The organism is Luteibacter anthropi, assembly GCF_023699965.1.
In the GTDB taxonomy this organism is placed as follows: domain Bacteria; phylum Pseudomonadota; class Gammaproteobacteria; order Xanthomonadales; family Rhodanobacteraceae; genus Luteibacter; species Luteibacter anthropi.
Map to the genome: position 1 here is coordinate 1,127,848 of NZ_CP077072.1, position 16,769 is coordinate 1,144,616.

At 64.6% G+C, this 16,769-nt stretch carries 22 protein-coding genes; 16 read left to right on the top strand and 6 right to left on the bottom strand.

Features of this window, described 5'->3' with window-relative positions; translation table 11 throughout:
- Window positions 1-106: 106 nt before the first annotated feature.
- The 7 genes from KR767_RS05195 to KR767_RS05225 all read left to right on the top strand — a co-directional run bounded on the left by KR767_RS05195 (window position 107) and on the right by KR767_RS05225 (window position 5,495).
- Window positions 107-1,135: a ribonucleotide-diphosphate reductase subunit beta gene (locus KR767_RS05195; protein ID WP_166950226.1), complete on the top strand. Its 1,029-nt coding sequence runs from the start codon at window positions 107-109 to the stop codon at window positions 1,133-1,135.
- Window positions 1,136-1,318: 183 nt separating this feature from the next.
- A complete protein-coding gene (locus KR767_RS05200; RefSeq protein ID WP_243853274.1) occupies window positions 1,319-1,723 on the top strand; it encodes an acyl-CoA thioesterase in 405 nt (134 codons plus the stop codon).
- Window positions 1,724-1,958: 235 nt separating this feature from the next.
- On the top strand, window positions 1,959-2,396 hold the full coding sequence (locus KR767_RS05205; protein WP_250878348.1) for a MerR family transcriptional regulator: 438 nt from the start codon (window positions 1,959-1,961) through the stop codon (window positions 2,394-2,396).
- Window positions 2,393-3,385 carry an aldo/keto reductase gene (locus tag KR767_RS05210; RefSeq protein WP_250878349.1) on the top strand — a complete coding sequence of 331 codons (993 nt, stop codon included), beginning with the start codon at window positions 2,393-2,395 and terminating at the stop codon, window positions 3,383-3,385. Before KR767_RS05205 ends, KR767_RS05210 begins: the two co-directional genes overlap by 4 nt.
- Before the next feature lie 46 nt (window positions 3,386-3,431).
- Window positions 3,432-4,259, top strand: coding sequence for an NADPH-dependent 7-cyano-7-deazaguanine reductase QueF (queF, locus tag KR767_RS05215; RefSeq protein WP_250878350.1), 828 nt, complete (start codon window positions 3,432-3,434; stop codon window positions 4,257-4,259).
- Between the two features lie 141 nt (window positions 4,260-4,400).
- Window positions 4,401-4,991 (top strand): hypothetical protein, encoded by a 591-nt coding sequence (locus KR767_RS05220; protein ID WP_250878351.1) that lies wholly within the window; start codon window positions 4,401-4,403, stop codon window positions 4,989-4,991.
- A gap of 330 nt (window positions 4,992-5,321) precedes the next feature.
- Window positions 5,322-5,495, top strand: a complete 174-nt coding sequence (locus KR767_RS05225; protein WP_166950235.1) for a DUF1328 domain-containing protein — start codon at window positions 5,322-5,324, stop codon at window positions 5,493-5,495.
- Window positions 5,496-5,558: 63 nt separating this feature from the next.
- Here KR767_RS05225 and KR767_RS05230 read toward each other — a convergent pair whose 3' ends face one another.
- Window positions 5,559-6,257: a dienelactone hydrolase family protein gene (locus KR767_RS05230; RefSeq protein ID WP_250878352.1), complete on the bottom strand. Its 699-nt coding sequence runs from the start codon at window positions 6,255-6,257 to the stop codon at window positions 5,559-5,561.
- A gap of 76 nt (window positions 6,258-6,333) precedes the next feature.
- Between KR767_RS05230 and KR767_RS05235 the strand changes: the two genes are divergently transcribed.
- Entirely contained in the window at window positions 6,334-7,299 is a 966-nt protein-coding gene (locus KR767_RS05235) for a GlxA family transcriptional regulator (RefSeq protein ID WP_250878353.1), read from the top strand.
- Window positions 7,300-7,376: 77 nt separating this feature from the next.
- Here the strand turns inward: KR767_RS05235 and KR767_RS05240 are convergent, their stop codons facing one another.
- From KR767_RS05240 to KR767_RS05250, 3 genes are read right to left on the bottom strand one after another with little or no spacing between them, the layout of a single operon-like run.
- Entirely contained in the window at window positions 7,377-8,684 is a 1,308-nt protein-coding gene (locus tag KR767_RS05240) for a sensor histidine kinase (RefSeq protein ID WP_250878354.1), read from the bottom strand.
- Window positions 8,681-9,421 carry a response regulator gene (locus tag KR767_RS05245; protein ID WP_250878355.1) on the bottom strand — a complete coding sequence of 247 codons (741 nt, stop codon included), beginning with the start codon at window positions 9,419-9,421 and terminating at the stop codon, window positions 8,681-8,683. Before KR767_RS05245 ends, KR767_RS05240 begins: the two co-directional genes overlap by 4 nt.
- Window positions 9,422-9,452: 31 nt before the next feature.
- Window positions 9,453-9,989 carry a redoxin family protein gene (locus tag KR767_RS05250; protein WP_250878356.1) on the bottom strand — a complete coding sequence of 179 codons (537 nt, stop codon included), beginning with the start codon at window positions 9,987-9,989 and terminating at the stop codon, window positions 9,453-9,455.
- A 290-nt stretch (window positions 9,990-10,279) separates the two neighbouring features.
- On the opposite strand from KR767_RS05250, the gene KR767_RS05255 reads away from it, so the two are divergent.
- The 8 genes from KR767_RS05255 to KR767_RS05290 all read left to right on the top strand — a co-directional run bounded on the left by KR767_RS05255 (window position 10,280) and on the right by KR767_RS05290 (window position 15,629).
- The gene (locus KR767_RS05255) at window positions 10,280-10,696 is read left to right on the top strand and encodes an organic hydroperoxide resistance protein (RefSeq protein ID WP_166950244.1); all 417 of its coding nucleotides are present in this window, start codon (window positions 10,280-10,282) and stop codon (window positions 10,694-10,696) included.
- Between the two features lie 26 nt (window positions 10,697-10,722).
- Window positions 10,723-10,998: a BufA1 family periplasmic bufferin-type metallophore gene (locus KR767_RS05260; RefSeq protein ID WP_166950246.1), complete on the top strand. Its 276-nt coding sequence runs from the start codon at window positions 10,723-10,725 to the stop codon at window positions 10,996-10,998.
- A gap of 56 nt (window positions 10,999-11,054) precedes the next feature.
- Complete coding sequence (locus KR767_RS05265; protein WP_250878357.1) at window positions 11,055-11,441, top strand: DoxX family protein; 387 nt, start codon at window positions 11,055-11,057, stop codon at window positions 11,439-11,441.
- A 43-nt stretch (window positions 11,442-11,484) separates the two neighbouring features.
- Window positions 11,485-12,252: an alpha/beta fold hydrolase gene (locus KR767_RS05270; protein ID WP_250878358.1), complete on the top strand. Its 768-nt coding sequence runs from the start codon at window positions 11,485-11,487 to the stop codon at window positions 12,250-12,252.
- 59 nt (window positions 12,253-12,311) lie between these two features.
- Window positions 12,312-12,599 (top strand): BufA2 family periplasmic bufferin-type metallophore, encoded by a 288-nt coding sequence (bufA2, locus tag KR767_RS05275; RefSeq protein WP_250878359.1) that lies wholly within the window; start codon window positions 12,312-12,314, stop codon window positions 12,597-12,599.
- A gap of 52 nt (window positions 12,600-12,651) precedes the next feature.
- The gene (bufB, locus tag KR767_RS05280; protein ID WP_250878360.1) at window positions 12,652-13,488 is read left to right on the top strand and encodes an MNIO family bufferin maturase; all 837 of its coding nucleotides are present in this window, start codon (window positions 12,652-12,654) and stop codon (window positions 13,486-13,488) included.
- The gene (locus KR767_RS05285; protein ID WP_166950254.1) at window positions 13,485-14,243 is read left to right on the top strand and encodes an HvfC/BufC N-terminal domain-containing protein; all 759 of its coding nucleotides are present in this window, start codon (window positions 13,485-13,487) and stop codon (window positions 14,241-14,243) included. Before bufB ends, KR767_RS05285 begins: the two co-directional genes overlap by 4 nt.
- A gap of 138 nt (window positions 14,244-14,381) precedes the next feature.
- A complete protein-coding gene (locus KR767_RS05290) occupies window positions 14,382-15,629 on the top strand; it encodes an MFS transporter (RefSeq protein ID WP_250878361.1) in 1,248 nt (415 codons plus the stop codon).
- On the opposite strand, the gene KR767_RS05295 is transcribed toward KR767_RS05290, so the two are convergent.
- On the bottom strand, window positions 15,562-15,894 hold the full coding sequence (locus tag KR767_RS05295) for a winged helix-turn-helix transcriptional regulator (RefSeq protein ID WP_345779899.1): 333 nt from the start codon (window positions 15,892-15,894) through the stop codon (window positions 15,562-15,564). The genes KR767_RS05290 and KR767_RS05295 overlap by 68 nt on opposite strands.
- A 65-nt stretch (window positions 15,895-15,959) precedes the next feature.
- Entirely contained in the window at window positions 15,960-16,682 is a 723-nt protein-coding gene (locus tag KR767_RS05300) for an ABC transporter ATP-binding protein (RefSeq protein ID WP_250878362.1), read from the bottom strand.
- Between the last annotated feature and the right edge of the window lie 87 nt (window positions 16,683-16,769).

A 16,769-nucleotide genomic window follows, 5' to 3' on the forward strand; every position in this document is an offset into this window, starting at 1 on the left:
CACCGCTCCGGGGCCACTTCAAGATCCACCCTTCGATAGCGCTGTCGCTACACCCCATTCGATGCAGGCGCGCCTCTCGCGCCGCTCATTCCAAGAGGTACCCTCCATGTCCGCCGCCCCCATCACCCGCGATGCCCATCTCCTCGACCCCGGCTTCGAACTGACGCTGCGCCCGATGCGTTACCCGAAGTTCTACGAGATGTACCGCGCTGCCATCCGCAACACCTGGACGGTGGAAGAAGTGGACTTCTCGCTCGACGTCACCGACCTGAAGTCGAAGATGTCCGATGCCGACCGCCACCTCATCCATCGCCTCGTGGCCTTCTTCGCCACGGGCGACACGATCGTGTCGAACAACCTGGTGCTCAACCTGTACCAGCACGTGAACTCGCCCGAAGCGCGCATGTTCCTTTCGCGCCAGCTGTACGAAGAAGCACTGCACGTGCAGTTCTACCTCACCCTGCTCGACACCTACATTCCGGAACCGTCGGAGCGCAACAAGGCCTTCGCCGCCATCGAGAGCATCCCCTCGATCCGCCAGAAGGGCGAGTTCTGCTTCAAGTGGATCGACTCCATCCAGGGTCTCAACCGCCTGGAAACCCGCGAGCACCGTCGTCAGTTCCTGCTGAACCTCATCTGCTTCGCCGCGTGCATCGAAGGCCTGTTCTTCTTCGCCGCCTTCGCCTACGTGTACTACCTGCGCTCGCGCGGCCTGCTGCACGGCCTGGCCTCGGGCACCAACTGGGTGTTCCGCGACGAGTCCGGCCACATGGCCTTCGCTTTCGACGTGGTGCGCACCGTGCGCGAGGAAGAGCCGGACCTCTTCGACGAAGAAATGCGCATGCAGGTCGAGGAAATGCTGGAAGACGCCATCGCCTGCGAAACGCAGTTCGCGCAGGACGTGCTCTCCGGTGGCGTGGCCGGCCTGTCGGTGAACGACATGCGCCAGTATCTCGAATACTGCGCCGACCAGCGTCTCGTGCAGCTCGACATGCCGAAGAAGTACGGCGCCAAGAACCCGTTCGACTTCATGGACCTGCAGGACGTCCAGGAACTCACCAACTTCTTCGAGCGCCGCGTCTCGTCGTACCAGGTGGGCGTGCAGGGCGAAGTGGCATTCGACCAGTCGTTCTGATCCACGACAAAACCCTGTAGGAGCGCGCCTTGCGCGCGACCGGATTGGCAACGCCCTGCGACTTGTGCGCGGGGCGTTGTTTTATTTGGGACGGCCTCGTTCTTCCGGTCGCGCGCGAGGCGCGCTCCTACAGGGGATCGGGTCATGCGGCGGTGCAGCATCCGGGATAGAATGGGCGTTACCATGTCCGACCAATCCCCCATGCTCCCCATCGCACGTCCCACCGAGGCCCGTCTCCTCGAAATCGTCTTCCCCGACCACACCAACCACCTGGGCACGCTGTTCGGCGGCCAGGCGCTGGCGTGGATGGACAAGGCCGCCTTCCTCGCCGCCTCGCGCTACTCGCGCAAGGTGGTGGTCACCGCCCGCTCCGAGCAGGTGGATTTCCACGTACCGGTGCGTACCGGCCAGATGGTGGAACTGATCGCCACGGTGCTTTCCGTGGGCCGCACGTCGATGAAGGTCGACGTGGCCATGTACACCGAGGATCTCATCACGGGTGAGCGGGAGCTGTGCACGCGCGGCACGTTCGTGATGATTGCGCTGGGCGCAGACCACAAGCCGACGCCGATCGACCAGCCGGCCTGATATTCCCCGGTCGCGCGCAAGGCGGCCTCCTGCAAACGCCGCTTCGGGCCGGTCGCGCGCAGGCGCGCTCCTACAAATGCTGCTTGGGGGCCGGTCGCGCGCAGGCGCGCTCCTACGGGGCGGTTTGTGTAGGAGCGCGCCTGCGCGCGACCGGTGCAGGGCCTCCCTCGCCCTTCGATCATCTCGATCCCCCCCTGTTGACTTAGAGCGCACTCGAAGGCGTACGCTTTCGTGCATGCCCATCGCACTCACCATCGCCGAGGCCGCGCAAAGCAGCGGCCTTACCGCGTATACGTTGCGCTACTACGAGCAGATCGGCCTGATCGATCCCGTGCCGCGACGTAGCGGACAACGTGTCTACGGCGATGCCGAGATGCGGCTCATCACCTTCGTGCAGTGCCTGCGTGCCACCGGCATGCCCATGCGCGACATCCAGGAATACATGCGCCTGCGCCGCCTCGGCGACACACAGGAAAGCATCCGCCTGCGCGGTGAACTGCTCGGCCACCACGCCGCCCACCTGCGCAATGAACTGGTCCTGCTTACGGAAACCATCGAGCGCCTCGACGCCAAGATCGCGCGCTACCACGCACGCTACGAGAGCGACGTACCCCCTGTTGCCTCCTGCCAGACCACCGGCACATCCCCCTCGAAACGAAGGAGAAACGCATGAAGACCCGCAAACTCGGCAAACACGGTCCGGAGGTTTCGACCCTCGGTCTCGGCTGCATGGGCATGAGCGAGTTCTACGGCCCGGGCGACGAGAAGGAGAGCATCGCCACGCTTGAGCGTGCGCTGGAGCTGGGCATCACCTTCTGGGACACCTCCGACGTCTACGGCCCGCACACCAACGAGGAACTGCTCGGTCGTGTCCTGCAAGGGCGTCGCGACAAGGTCTTTCTCGCCACCAAGTTCGGCATCGTGCGCGATGTGAACGATCCCTCCGTGCGCGGCGCCAACGGCCATCCGGATTACGTGCGCAAGTCCATCGAGGGCAGCCTGCGCCGCCTGAAGACCGATCACGTGGACCTTTATTACCAGCATCGCGTGGACCGCACGGTACCCATCGAGGACACCGTGGGTGCGATGGCCGAGCTGGTGAAGGAAGGCAAGGTTCGTTACCTGGGCCTTTCCGAGGCCAGCGCCGACACCATCCGCCGCGCGGCGAAGGTGCATCCGATCACCGCCCTGCAAAGCGAATACTCGCTGTGGACACGCGATCCGGAAACCACCGGTTCCCTCGCCGCCTGTCGAGACAACGGCATCGCCCTGGTGGCCTACAGTCCGCTGGGCCGTGGCTTCCTCACCAGCGCCATCACGAAGCCCGACGACTTCGCCGAAGACGACTATCGCCGCAATAACCCGCGTTTCATGGGTGAAAACTTCACGAAGAACCTCGCCATCGTGGAGAAGGTGAAGCAGTTCGCCGCCGACAAGGGCTGCACGGCAAGCCAGCTTGCGCTGGCGTGGGTGCTGGCCAAGGGCGACGACATCGTTCCGATTCCCGGCACCAAGCGCGTGAAATACCTGGAAGAAAACGCCGGGGCGGTCGATGTCGTGCTCAGCGCGGCCGAGGTGGCCGAGATCGACGCGGTATTCCCCGCCGGCTCCACCGCCGGCGAGCGTTACCAGCCGCACATGATGGGCTCGATCAACGCTTGAGCCCAGGCGACCTATAATGGCGGTTTGTTGCCAGCAGCAAACCGCCATGTCGTCTCCCGAACACTCGCCCCTGGGCAAGACCACCGTCTACGCCGATCGTTACGACCCCAGCCTGCTCTTCCCGATTCCCCGCCAGGGCAAGCGCGACGAGATCGGCGTCACCACCGGCACCATGCCCTTCCACGGCGTGGACCTGTGGAACGGCTACGAGCTGTCCTGGCTCGATCCACGCGGCAAGCCCATGGTGGCCGTGGCCGAGTTCCGCTTTCCGGCGACCACGCCGAACATCATCGAATCCAAGTCGTTCAAGCTGTACCTGAACAGCTTCGCCCAGGAGACCGTCGCCTCCATCGACGCCCTGCGTGACACGCTGGCCCGCGACCTGTCCGCAGGCGCTGGTGGCCCGGTGGAAGTCACCCTGCACACGCCCGAGGCCCTGCGCGGCACGCCTATCGCCGAGCCGGAAGGCATCCTGCTCGACACCATGGAGCTGGACTTCGACAGCTATGGTCCGCCGCGTGCCGATTTCCTCGGTGCCCACGAGGGCGAAGTGCGTGAAGTGCTGGTCTCGCACCTGCTGCGCTCCAACTGCCCGGTGACCGGCCAGCCCGACTGGGGTAGCGTGCAGATCGCCTACACCGGCCGGCCGATCGACCGCGCCGGGCTGCTGCGCTACCTGGTGTCCTTCCGCAGCCACACCGAATTCCACGAGCAGTGCGTCGAGCGGATCTTCATGGACCTGACTGCGCGCTGTGCGCCGGAAAGCCTCACGGTCTACGCGCGTTACACCCGTCGCGGCGGCCTGGATATCAACCCGTTCCGCAGCACCGACGCCTCCCTGCGCCCGGAAAATCCACGCGGCGCCCGCCAATGATGAACGGCGCATTCATGCGCTCTTCATTGGTCTTGCCTTTAGTTGTGTAGCCTGTAACCTGCCGCGGCGAAGGGGAATCGGCCCCGCGCCACCCTCCTGATACTGACAAGCACTTTCCGGAATCCAGACATGAAGCTTTCCATGCGTTCGTCCGTCCTCGCCTCGGCCACCGTCGCCGGTCTGCTGGTCCTCACCGCCTGCGGCAAGAAGGACGAACAGCAGAACGCCGCTCCGGCCCCGGCCTCCACCGCCCCGGCCGCTGCTCCGGCTCCGGCATCGACCGCTCCGGCCGCCCAGGCCCCGGCAGCTGCCGGCACCGCCGCCGCCGCTCCCGCCGCCCAGCCGGCCGCTCCGGCTCCGGCTGCCGCGCCCGTTGCTGCCGCCGAATCGCTGAAGGTCGGCTCGGTCACCCTGGGCAACGCCGTGGGCGCCGACAAGAAGGTCGCCAAGGCCAAGACCGCCTTCGCCCCGAACGACAAGACGATCTACGCCTCGGTCGCCACCGAAGGCAGCACGGCCGGTGCCACGCTCGCCGCCAAGTGGACCTACCAGGACGGCGACACCGCCACCACGGTCAGCGACATCAGCCAGTCGATCAGCACCGACGGCCCGGCCGTCACCACCTTCAAGGTGCAGAACCCGAACGAATGGCCGGAAGGCAAGTACAAGGTCGTGATCTCGCTCAACGGCCAGGCCGTGGGCAACGAGGCGTTCGAAGTCAAGAAGAAGTAATGGTAGGAGCGCGCCTGCGCGCGACAGCCTATAAAACGGTGAAGCGGGATACCTAACCCGCGACACCAGGAAAAAGGCGCGGCCCAGGCCGCGCCTTTTTCTTTACGTCTCCTTGTAGGAGCGCGCCTCGCGCGCGACCGGGTGCTCGCGAAAACCGGTCGCGCGCAAGGCGCGCTCCTACAGGGGGCTATCGAATGTTTGTGAGGAAGTCGCATAGGGCCGGTGAGATAGCGTCTCACCGCTCACAGACACCGCCTTCAACCGCCCGATGCTCGAATGGCACCGCACCCGGACAACCGGGCTGCCCCATCATCCACCGGAGACCTCGCCATGCTGCATTGGGCCGTCATCTTCTTCGTGATCGCCATCATCGCCGCGATCTTCGGCTTCACCGGCATCGCTGCCGGCGCCGCCAGCATCGCGAAGATCCTGTTCGTCGTGTTCCTGATCCTGTTTATCCTTTCGCTGCTGTTCGGCGGTTTCCGTCGCGGCCCACGCGTATAGCGCGAAAGACACCGAGTGACAGGAGAAACGCCCCGGCCCCAGACCGGGGCGTTTCTTCATGTGTCATCCGCGCAGCTTTTCGCGGAAGAACGCACGCGTGCGCGCATTTGCACGAGCAGCGTCATCTGCATGGAAATGTGCACCGTTGGGGCGGGCGAACGCGTGATCGCGACCTTCGTACACATGGATCTCGACATTCGGGTTGGTATCTAGACCATCGACGATCCGTGCGATCGCTGCCTTGTCCATGAACTTGTCTTCGCCTGCCAGATGAATGAGCAGCGGCGTTTTCGAGTCCTTCGCACGGTCGACGAATTCATCCGTACGGCTGCCGTAATACTCGGCGGCAGCGTCTACCTTGCCACGGGCCGCCGTGATAAAGGTCAGCAGACCGCCGAGGCAGTAACCCGTGACACCGACGCGTTCGCCGGCTCCAGGCAGGTTGCGCACGGCGTCGATGGTGGCTTCGATGTCATCGGCTGCCTTGTCGAGATCGAGGCGCAGGTAATAGTCGAGCGCCTGCTTCCAGTCTTCCTCGCTGTGTTCCGACAGCAGGATGCCCGGCTTGAAGCGCCAGAACAGGTCGGGCGCCACGGCAAGATAGCCTTCGCGTGCCCAGCCATCCGCGATGCTGCGGATGCCTTCGGTCAGGCCGAAGATCTCCTGGATCACGATGACGACCGGGGCGGGCGTGATCGCCGGGCGGGCCACGTAGGCGTGGAAGGCACCGTCGGGGGTGGAAATGGTGAGTGAATCGCTCATGGCAGGCTCCGGGTAATGTGACCGGCCCCCAAAGTAGACCTGCATGGCCCTTCCCGCAGTTGGCTAAACTGACGCCATGCATGGCAAAACTGACAACGTCGCGACCGAGGTGGGGCTGGTGCTCTATCCGGGCGCCCAGGAAGCGGCCATCCGCGGGCTGACCGACCTGTTTCTCATCGCCGACCGCCAGACGCGTCGAGGTGATACCGATGCGCCACCGGCGCTTCGCGTGAGTCACTACGATAGCGATGCAAGGCGGGCCTTCGATTCGGCCCCGCGCTCGCGCGGAACACCCCGGGCGCTCGTGCTTCCGCCAAGCGTCGAAGATCCCCTGGCCGCGCGATTCCATCCGCCCATGGCGACATGGCTGCATGCAAGACATGGCGATGGCGCCCTGCTGGCAGGCGTCTGCTCGGGCGTATTTGCGCTGGCGTCGTCGGGGGCGCTGGGTGGCCGGCTTGTCACCGCGCATGGCATGTATGCACAGGAACTGGCGCGACGACATCCCGATATCCGGGTGGAGGCAGATCGCGGACTGCTGGATGACGGCCCCGTTGTAACCGGGGCCGGCTTGATGTCATGGACCGCCGTGGGCCTGCGTCTTGTAGAGCGCCTGCTCGGCTCTCAGGTGATGCTGGATACCGCGCGATATATGCAGGTGGACCCGCCGGGCGTCAGCGACACCGAACAGCATGTGTTCGCTCCCGGTTTCGATCATGGCGATGCCGCCGTACTCCGCGTGCAGCACCGGCTGCATCGCGCCGGTACGCAGTGGGCCTCCATCGCCACCATGTCGGGCGAAGCCGGTCTGGGAGAGCGTACGTTTCTGCGTCGCTTCCAGAAGGCCACCGGCATGAGCCCCACGGCGTACTGCCAACACCTGCGCGTGGCGGAAGCATGCTCCATGCTGGGCAGCACCCGCTGGCCCATCGACCGCATCGCATACCTGGTGGGTTATGAAGACACCGGATCGTTCCGCCGCATCTTCCTGCGCATCACCGGCAAGTCCCCCGGCGACTACCGCCGCCAACCCTCCATGTAGGAGCGCGCCTGCGCGCGACCGGTATAGCGAAAATACTGAAATCTTTCGCGATAACCGGTCGCGCGCGAGGCGCGCTCCTACAGGAGGGTTAGGGTGGCTGTCAGGCCGCCGCCTTGGCGGTTGGCGAGTTTGAGGTCGCCGCCCGTGGAGCGGATGAGCTGGGTGGCGATCGCGAGGCCCAGGCCGGCGCCGCCCGTATCGCGATTGCGGGAGCTTTCCAGGCGGTAGAAGGGTTGCAGCACGTCTTCCAGTTTGTCTTCGGGGATGCCGGGGCCACGGTCGGATACCGTGATGCGCAGGCCGTCCTTGCCGTTGCGTTCCAGGCCCACTTCCGCGGCGCCTGCGTACTTCAACGCATTGTCGATGAGGTTGCCCAGCACGCGACGCAGGGCCTGCTGGCGAACCGTGGCCGTGCCTTCGATGCGACCGGTGAGCGTCACATCCTGACCCACGTCCTGATAATCGAAGACGAGACTTTCCAGGAAGTCCGACGGATCGATACGCACCGGCACTTCCGAGCCGCCGTGTGCACTGCGCGCATAGGCCACGCCTTCGCGCACCAGATGCTGCATTTCCAAGAGGTCGTTGAGCAGGCGATCGCGTTCGGGCGTGCACTCCAGCGACTCCGCACGCAGGCGCATGCGCGTGATCGGCGTTTGCAGGTCGTGCGAGATGGACGCCAGGATATGCAGGCGCTCCTTCAGATAAAGGCTGATGCGATCCTGCATCTCGTTGAACGCCGTGGCCGCCTGCGCCACTTCCGTGGGCCCTTCCTGGCTCATGCGTGGACCGTCCGTGCCAGGACGGATCGATTCCGCCGCCTGTGCGAGATACGCCAGCGGACGCGTGGCCAGACGCACGGCCAGCCAGGTGAATACCAGCAGCAGGATCATCTGCAAGATGAAAACGAAAGGCAGCCAGTCGGCGACCGGCACACCACGCGGCATCACCAACAAGGTAAGCGCCGAACCATCGTGCAGGGTGAAATGCACCTGATAACGCTCGGGCTTCGTCGAGATGGTGTCGCCGTAAACCTTGTAATCCGGCCCAACCTCCTTCTCGATCATCCGCGTGATGTCGCGCGATCGCTGCGATACCAATGGTACGCCATGTTCGCCGGGGCCGATGAGAAACCGGTAATTGTCGCGCGCCAGCCGCCCCACCCACACCGGACGCTCGCTGGCCGGAAGGCGGTCGAACATCGCCACCGACGTGCTCACCTCATGTTCGAGCGTGTCGAGCATCACCGTAGTAGCACTCGTATATCGCTCGTAGAACATCAGCCCGAACGACAGCACATGCGCCAGCAACAGGCCGGAGAAGATGATCAGGTAAAGCCGCGACGCCATGCTGCGCGGCCACCATGGGCGACGGGCCGGTGTCACGCCACGTCTCCGTGCACCGTGACCGGCATGCAGAAGACATAGCCTTCGCTGCGCACCGTCTTGATATAGCCCTGGTCCTTCGCGTCATCGCGCAGACGCTGGCGAAGGCGGCTCACCAGCAGATCGATGGAGCGGTCGAACAGCTCCGCATCGCGGCCCTGCGTGAGGTTGAGCAGCTGGTCGCGCGAGAGCACGCGCTGCGGATGATCCAGAAACACACGCAACAGGCGGAACTCCGCACCGCTCAGCGCGACCACCGTGCCGTCTTCATCCAGCAGGTGACGCGCCGTGGTATCCAGGCGCCAGCGGCCGAACGACAGCGAGTGCGTGGTCTCGGTGATGCGCAGGTTCGGCGGCAGCATGCGCGTGCGGCGGATCACGGCCTTGATGCGTGCCAGCAGCTCGCGCGGCGAGAACGGCTTGGTGACGTAGTCGTCGGCGCCCATCTCCAGGCCAATGATGCGATCGGTCTCGTCATCGCGCGCGGTGAGCAGCAGCACCGGCACCGCGCGATGGCGTCCGCCACGCAGGTTGCGGCACAGCACGAGGCCGTCGTCGCCCGGCATCATGATGTCGAGCACCACGAGGTCGAAGGCCGAGGTGTCCAGCTGCGCCATCATCTCGCGACCATCGGCGGCGGGCGTGGCGCGAAGGCCGTTCTTGCGCAGGTATTCCACCACGCCGGTACGGATGCCATGGTCGTCGTCGACGACGAGGATGTAGTCAATGTGTTCCAAGTGCTGATTCCCCATCTATGGCGCGGACCGGTCAGGCCTTGCGCAGCAGTTCGCGGACCCAGGCTTCGGTGTCCTCGTAGTTTCCTTCACCCACGTGCCGGTAAACAATGTTGCCGTCGCGATCGATCAGGTACTGGGCCGGCCAGAAGCGATTGCCGAAGGCGTCCCAGGTGCGATAACCGTTGTCGGTGGCCACCGGCCAGGTGATGCCGAAGCGGCGGATGGCCGCCTGCACGCCGGCCGGCGCACGCTCTTCGTCGAATTCGGGCGTGTGTACGCCCACCACCACCAGGCCGTCCTTCGCATAGCGCTCGTAGAGCGCCTTGACGTGCGGCGTGACGTGCGCGCAGTTGATGCAGTCCCACGTCCAGAACTCCACCAGCACCACCTTGCCGCGCAGACCAGCCATGGTGAGCGGTTCGGAGTTGAACCAGCGATCGATGCCGACGAACTCCGGCGCCTTCGTGACGGGCACCGGGTCGCTTGCACTGGCGAAGCCCACGGGCCACGCGGCCGAAACGGCGATGAGCAGGGCCACCAGGGCCACGGCGATGCGATAGGGAGTCATGGCGGTTCCTCGAAGAAAGGGCCGGCACGGGCCGGGATGCTGCCATTGAAGCCCCGGGGCTTGTCCCGGGCATGTCCTCGCGCATGGGGTTTTGTATCGGTTTGTACACGTCACCGGCGGCCCATCCGGGGCCTTTGTGTATCCGAATGTGTACGAAGCGCCCCGCTACACAGTCCGTTGCCGTTTCGGCCTGATCGCGACACAGCCGGGATACGCCGTGGCGTTGTCATGTCCATACCGGCCGATCCGAGGCCGACCACCCCAGACCTTACGCAACGGAGACCCCGACCATGGCCCAGATCGACAACGTCCTTTACACCGCCAGGACCCGCACCACCGGCGGCCGCGAAGGCGAAGCGCGCAGCTCCGACCTGCGCCTCAACGTGAAGCTCTCCACTCCCGGCTCGAACGGCCTGGGCACCAATCCGGAGCAGTTGTTCGCGGCCGGCTGGTCGGCTTGCTTCATCGGCGCCATGGGCTTTGCCGCCCGCGAACGCCACGTGGCGCTGCCGGCCGACACCGCCGTGGACGCCGAAGTGGATCTCGGCACCGGCGACAACGGCTACTCGCTGCGCGCCCGCCTCACCGTGAGCCTGCCGGGCCTGGATCGCGAGCTGGCCGAAGCCATCGTGCAGGCCGCGCACGGCACCTGCCCGTACTCGAAGGCCACCCGCGGAAACATCGACGTCGAACTGTTCGTTGCCTGACCCACACCTACGCCACGGAGATACCCATGAACCGCAAGTACAGCGCCATCGCCGCCACCCTCGCCCTCGGTCTCGCCGCTCTCGCCACGAACGCCCAGGCCGACGAAGCAAAGAAGCCCATGGAGAAGTGCTACGGCGTAGCCCAGGCCGGCAAGAACGACTGCGCCGCCGGCCCCGGCACCACCTGCGCCGGTACGGCGAAGAAGGATTACCAGGGCAATGCCTGGGTACTCGTCGACAAAGGCACCTGCACCAGCATCAAGACCCCGAAGGGCCACGGCACGCTTGAGGCCCAGCCGTGAGCGCGGCGGCGCGGGACGCGACGAAAGCCTCGCCGCTCGCGCGCCTGGCGGAACGCATGCCGGATGCGTTCCTGCTGCTGGTGGCACGCCTTGGCATCGCCGCCGTGTTCTTCCAGTCCGGCCGGACGAAGGTGGAAGGGTTTCTGACCATCAAGCCCTCGACCTACGACCTGTTCTCCGCCGAGTACGCCCTGCCGTTGATTCCCCCCTCGGTGGCCGCCCATCTGGCGACGTATGCCGAGCACCTGTTCCCCCTCCTGCTGGTGCTCGGGCTCATGACGCGCGTCTCGGCGCTGGCCCTGCTCGGCATGACGACGGTGATCGAGGTGTTCGTCTATCCGGACGCATGGCCTACGCACCTCTCGTGGGCCGGCCTGCTGCTGCCGCTGCTGGCGCGCGGTGGTGGGAACTGGTCGCTCGACCGCGTCCTGCGCCGCCGCTGATCCATCACCCCTTTCTCTTTCCGACCTCTACAGGACGTCCGCCATGCGCAAGCTGCTTCTCTCCCTGACCATCGCCGCCCTCGCCCTGGGCGGTGCCACCGCCAGCGTCGCCGCCGACGCTCCCACGCCGCCGGGCGTCCACAACATCGTGATCGTGCCGGGCGCCTTCGTGGACGGTTCGGGCTGGCGTGTGGTGCACGACATCCTCATCCACAAGGGCTACACCGTGACCGTGGTGCAGCCGCGCATCGAATCGCTGCCCGACGACGTGGACCTCGTGCTGGACCGCCTGCGCAAACAGGATGGCCCCACCCTGCTGGTGGGCCATAGCTACGGCGGCATGGTGATCACCCAGGCCGGCGCACGCGACAAGGTGAAGGGACTGGTCTATGTCTCGGCACTCGTGCCCGAAGTGGGCGAGACGCTGAGCCAGCTGCTGGGCTCGATGCCCTCGCCGAGCAATGACGTGCAGCCGACCCGCGAAGGGCGCCTCTACATCGCTCAGGCGAAGTTCGCCGAGGACGTGGCCGGCGACTTGACCAAGAACCGCACCGACTTCATGGCGATCTCGCAGGTGCCGGGCACCACGAAGGCCTTCGGTGCCACGACGCTCGCCGCCGCATGGCACAACAAACCGGTGTGGGCGATCGTCTCCACCGAAGACCACGCCCTCAGCCCCGACCTGCAGCGCTGGATGTACAAGCGCGCCAACGCCAGGGTCACCGAGATCGCCGGCAGCCACGTCACCTACATCTCCCAGCCGGAGAAGGTCGCGGCCGTGATCGAAGAAGCCGCGCGCGAAGCGAAGTAAGACACCGCCACCACCGACCCAACGGTCCGTGAGGACCACCCCACTCCAGGAGAAACATCATGTCCGTCGCCACCAAATCCCGCACCGGCTTCGCCGCTGCCGCCGCCCTCGTCGCCCTCGCCGTCGCCTCCATCGGTTCGCCCGTGCAGGCCGCCGACAAGGGCGCCAGCACCGAGCAGCCGGGCCGCTGCTACGGCGTCAACAGTTGCAAGGGCCAGAGCCTGTGCGCCACCGCCAAGCACGATTGCAAGGGTCTCAACGATTGCAAGGGCCAGGGCGTGGTCGTGAAGACGCCCAGCGAATGCAAGTCCCTGGGTGGCACCACCACCGAGCCGGCCGGCGCCTGATCGTCACGAGGGGCCGCATGGCGCGGCCCCTTTCCCTTGCCGAGGAATCCCCATGCATACGCCTCCCGCCACGTTCTCCGGCTACGGTCTCGGCCTGCGCCGCGAGCATTACCGCGACTTTCTCGACACCGAGGTGCCGGTGGATTTCGTGGAAGTGATTTCCGAGAACTTCATGGTGGACGGCGGCCAGCCGCTGCACATCCTGCGTCAGGTGCGCGAGCGGCATCCGGTGATCCTGCATGGCGTGTCGATGTCCATCGGCTCCGCCGATGGGCTGGATCGCGATTACCTCGTTCGCCTGCGCAAGCTCGCCGATGCGATCGATCCGCTGTATGTGTCGGATCACCTCAGCTGGTCACGCGTGGCCGGCTTCAGTTCGCACGACCTGCTACCCGTGCCCTACACCGATGAAGCACTGACGATGGTCTGCCGCAACATCGACATGGCCCAGGATATCCTCGGCCGCGCGATGCTCTTCGAAAACCCGTCGAGCTATGTCACCTTCGACGGCGCAACGATGGACGAATGGGCATTCCTCGCCGAGATGTCGAAGCGCACCGGCTGCGGTCTGCTGCTGGACATCAACAACGTCCATGTCAGTGCCATGAACCATGGATTCGACGCCCGCGCCTTCCTGCGCGGGATACCCGCCGAGCGCGTGCGGCAGATCCACCTGGCCGGGCACACGCAAGGCCCCGGCATTCTCATCGACACGCATGACCAACCGGTATGCGACGACGTATGGGCACTGTACGCCAAGGCCGTCGCCCTGCTCGGCCCGGTCGCCACCATGATCGAACGCGACGACGATATTCCGCCGCTGACCGACCTACTGGACGAACTCGCCATCGCACGCGGCATCGGCCAGCGTATCAAGGAAGCCGCATGAGCCTCGCATCGTGGCAGAACGACTTCCGCCGATGGCTTCTGCGTGGCGATGTGGAAGACGCGCTCGCATTTGGTGAAAAGGCTGCTATCGGCCTTAACGTCTATCAGAACAACTACCGAACGCAACTCGTCCGCTGTCTCGAAGTGAGCTATCCGGCCACGGCACGCTGGCTCGGCGAGGGCGCGTTCCGTGAAGCCGCAATCGCACACATCGATGCGCATCCACCCCATGGCTGGACACTCGACACCTACGGAAAGGATTTCGAAAACACATTGTTCCAGCTCTATCCCCATAACCCCGACATGCACGAACTGGCCTGGATCGAATGGTCGCTATCGGAAGCCTTCGTCGCCAGCGATGCCAACCCCATGACGCGTGATGCCTTATGGAGAGTGGATTGGGAGGGGGCGTGCCTCCAAATCACACCCAGCTTGCGCTTGCGCTCCGCCACCACGAATGCCGACGTTCTCTGGCATGCATTGCAAGGTGAAGGCATGCCCTCACCCGAAGGCGAACTGCTGGACGCCCCCGGCGGCTTTCTTGTCTGGCGTCGCGAATATACCTCTCGCGTTCTTCGGATAGATGCCATCGAATATGCGTCACTGCGTGCACTCCAGGCCGACCCGCACTTCGAAACGATGTGCGAAGCCCTGGTCACCCGCCTGGGCGAAGAAGCCGGCATTGCACGTGCCGGCACCCTTCTGGCCGAGTGGCTGGACGGCGGCATCGTGATAAACACCTTCCATGCCCTGTAGGAGCGCGCCTTGCGCGCGACCGGGCCATTTGGAGAATCAGTCGCGCGCAAGGCGCGCTCCTACCAGGACTTGCCTGCCTCCTGAGATACCTTTCGATGCGGCATAATTGCCTTTCACTTCAGCAGGAAGGGACACCCTTTGAAGTTGATCGGCCATCCGCCTGCCGGCTACCTTGCGCTTCTTCGCCGGAATGGCAACTTCCGTAATCTCTGGTTCGGTGAAGTCGTAAGCAACTTCGGCGACTGGTTCAATCTCATTGCCTCGGCCACCCTCATCGGTAGCCTGGGCCGCTCCGGTCTCGAGCTTGGCGGTCTGTTCGTGGTGAGAATGGTGGCGCCATTCCTTGTCAGCCCCGTCGCGGGTGTCGCAGCCGACCGGTACAATCGCAGGCACCTCATGATTGCCGCCGACGTACTACGTGCACTCGTGGTGTGCGGATTCCTTCTTGTAAGCAGCCCGGCGGATATCTGGCTTCTCTACACGCTCTCGGCCCTTCAGGCCGCGCTCAGCGGTTTCTTCACCCCTGCACGCAATGCGCTGTTCCCCGACATCGTAGATGAGCGCGAGCTGGGCCCCGCCAATGCGCTCAGCGCCAGCACCTTCGCCGTGATGCTCGCCGTGGGGGCAGCGGCCGGCGGGTTCGCCGCCGGCCTGCTCGGAGTCTATGAAACCTTTCTCGTTGACGCCGCGAGTTACGGCGTATCGGCGCTGCTCATCGCCTCGGTAAAGACGACGCACCAGCGAAGCGCGGCACGCGTGAGCCTCGGCTACTTCTACCAGCAATATGCTGATGGCCTGGCCTACCTCAGGCGGCATACCGAAATCGCTTTCCTCGTGATGCACAAAGGATTGAATGCCTTCTTCATCACTGGGGGCCTCAACGTACTTACCGCCACTATTGCCGCCCGGGCCTTTCCTTTGGGTGAAGGCGGCGGTCTCAGCATGGGTGTGCTCTATGCCGTGACCGGGTTGGGTACGGGCTTTGGCCCATTGCTGGCACGACGCGTCACCGGCGACGACGAAAGGCGGATGCGCCAGGGCCTCGTCGCGAGCTACCTGATTAGTGCGTTGGGCCTGGCGATCGCCGCGCCACTGCATAGTTTCACCATGGTAGCCATCGGCCTATGCATTCGCGCCATGGGCGGGGGACTGAACTTCGTCTATTCCACGCAGCTGCTCATGACGCGTGTGCCCGGAGCTTACCGCGGGAGAGTCTTCGGCACGGAGTACGCTATCCGTACCTTGCTCAACGCACTGGGTACGCTGGGCATCAGCCTTTGCCTCGACCGATGGTTCGACGCGGGTGGAATGCTGGTCGTCACCGCCATACTGGCGCTGGTGCCTGCCCTGGCCTGGTGGTGGTGGCTACGCAAATATCCCCTGTAGGAGCGCGCCTTGCGCGCGACCGGGCCACCGCGAAAACCGGTCGCGCGCAAGGCGCGCTCCTACAGGGGGATCGGGTGAGACACGATCGACACCGGTAAACGGCTCCGAAGGGCACCTGCAACGTACGCCCAAGTTCGGTGATGGCATACTCGACCGCTACCGGTGAAGTCGCCAGGACTTCGCGTGTAATGAGGCCGTTGCGCTCCATGCGACGCAGGGCCTCGGTGAGCGTCTTGTGCGTGACGCCCTCCATCCGGCGGCGCATTTCGATGATCAAGCGCCATCACGGCGCGACGGCCGAACAGCCCGATGGAAAGAACTAGCGCTCCATCAGGCTGGCATGCTAGAGAGCGACTCTTGCACCGTCGGTGACTCACCCGGATCACCTGATGAGAAGACGATCCTTCCGTCGATAATGTGTATATGACGCTGTGCGCGCGCTGCCAGCGATGCATCATGGGTTACCAGGATGATGGTTGCACCCTCCTTATGGATATCGTCGAGCAACGCCATCACGCCTTTGGCCATGTCGGAATCCAGGTTTCCGGTGGGCTCGTCTGCCAGGATCAGGCGGGGCGACCCGGCCAGGGCCCGCGCTATCGCAACGCGCTGCTGCTGCCCTCCGGAAAGCTGAGAAGGGAAATGGCGCTTTCGCGACGATAGACCGACGCGCTCCAGCGCCCCTTCAACCCTTGCCGCGCGTTCCTGGGCTTTCATACCACGATAACGGAGCGGTACGTCGACGTTGTCAAACACGCAAAGGTCGGGAATCAGGTTGAATGCCTGAAAGATGAAACCTATTTTTTCGTTGCGAACGGCCGAACGCGCATCGTCGTCGAGATCACGTACGTTGATCCCATCAAGCAGGTAGTCGCCACTAGTGAAGGATTCGAGCAGGCCGGCGATGGCGAGGAAGGTGCTTTTCCCCGAACCCGATGGCCCCGTGACGGCGACGAATTCGCCCTTGGCCACCTCGATGTCCAATGCGTCCAGTGCTGTCGTCTCCACCGACGCTGTGCGGTAGATCTTTCCCAGATTTTGCATCCTGAGCATGGCATATCCGTTGGCCCCAACACCGGCCATACATAACGCAAACTACGTGTGGATACCATATCGCAAGTACTTGTTGCCGATTATGTG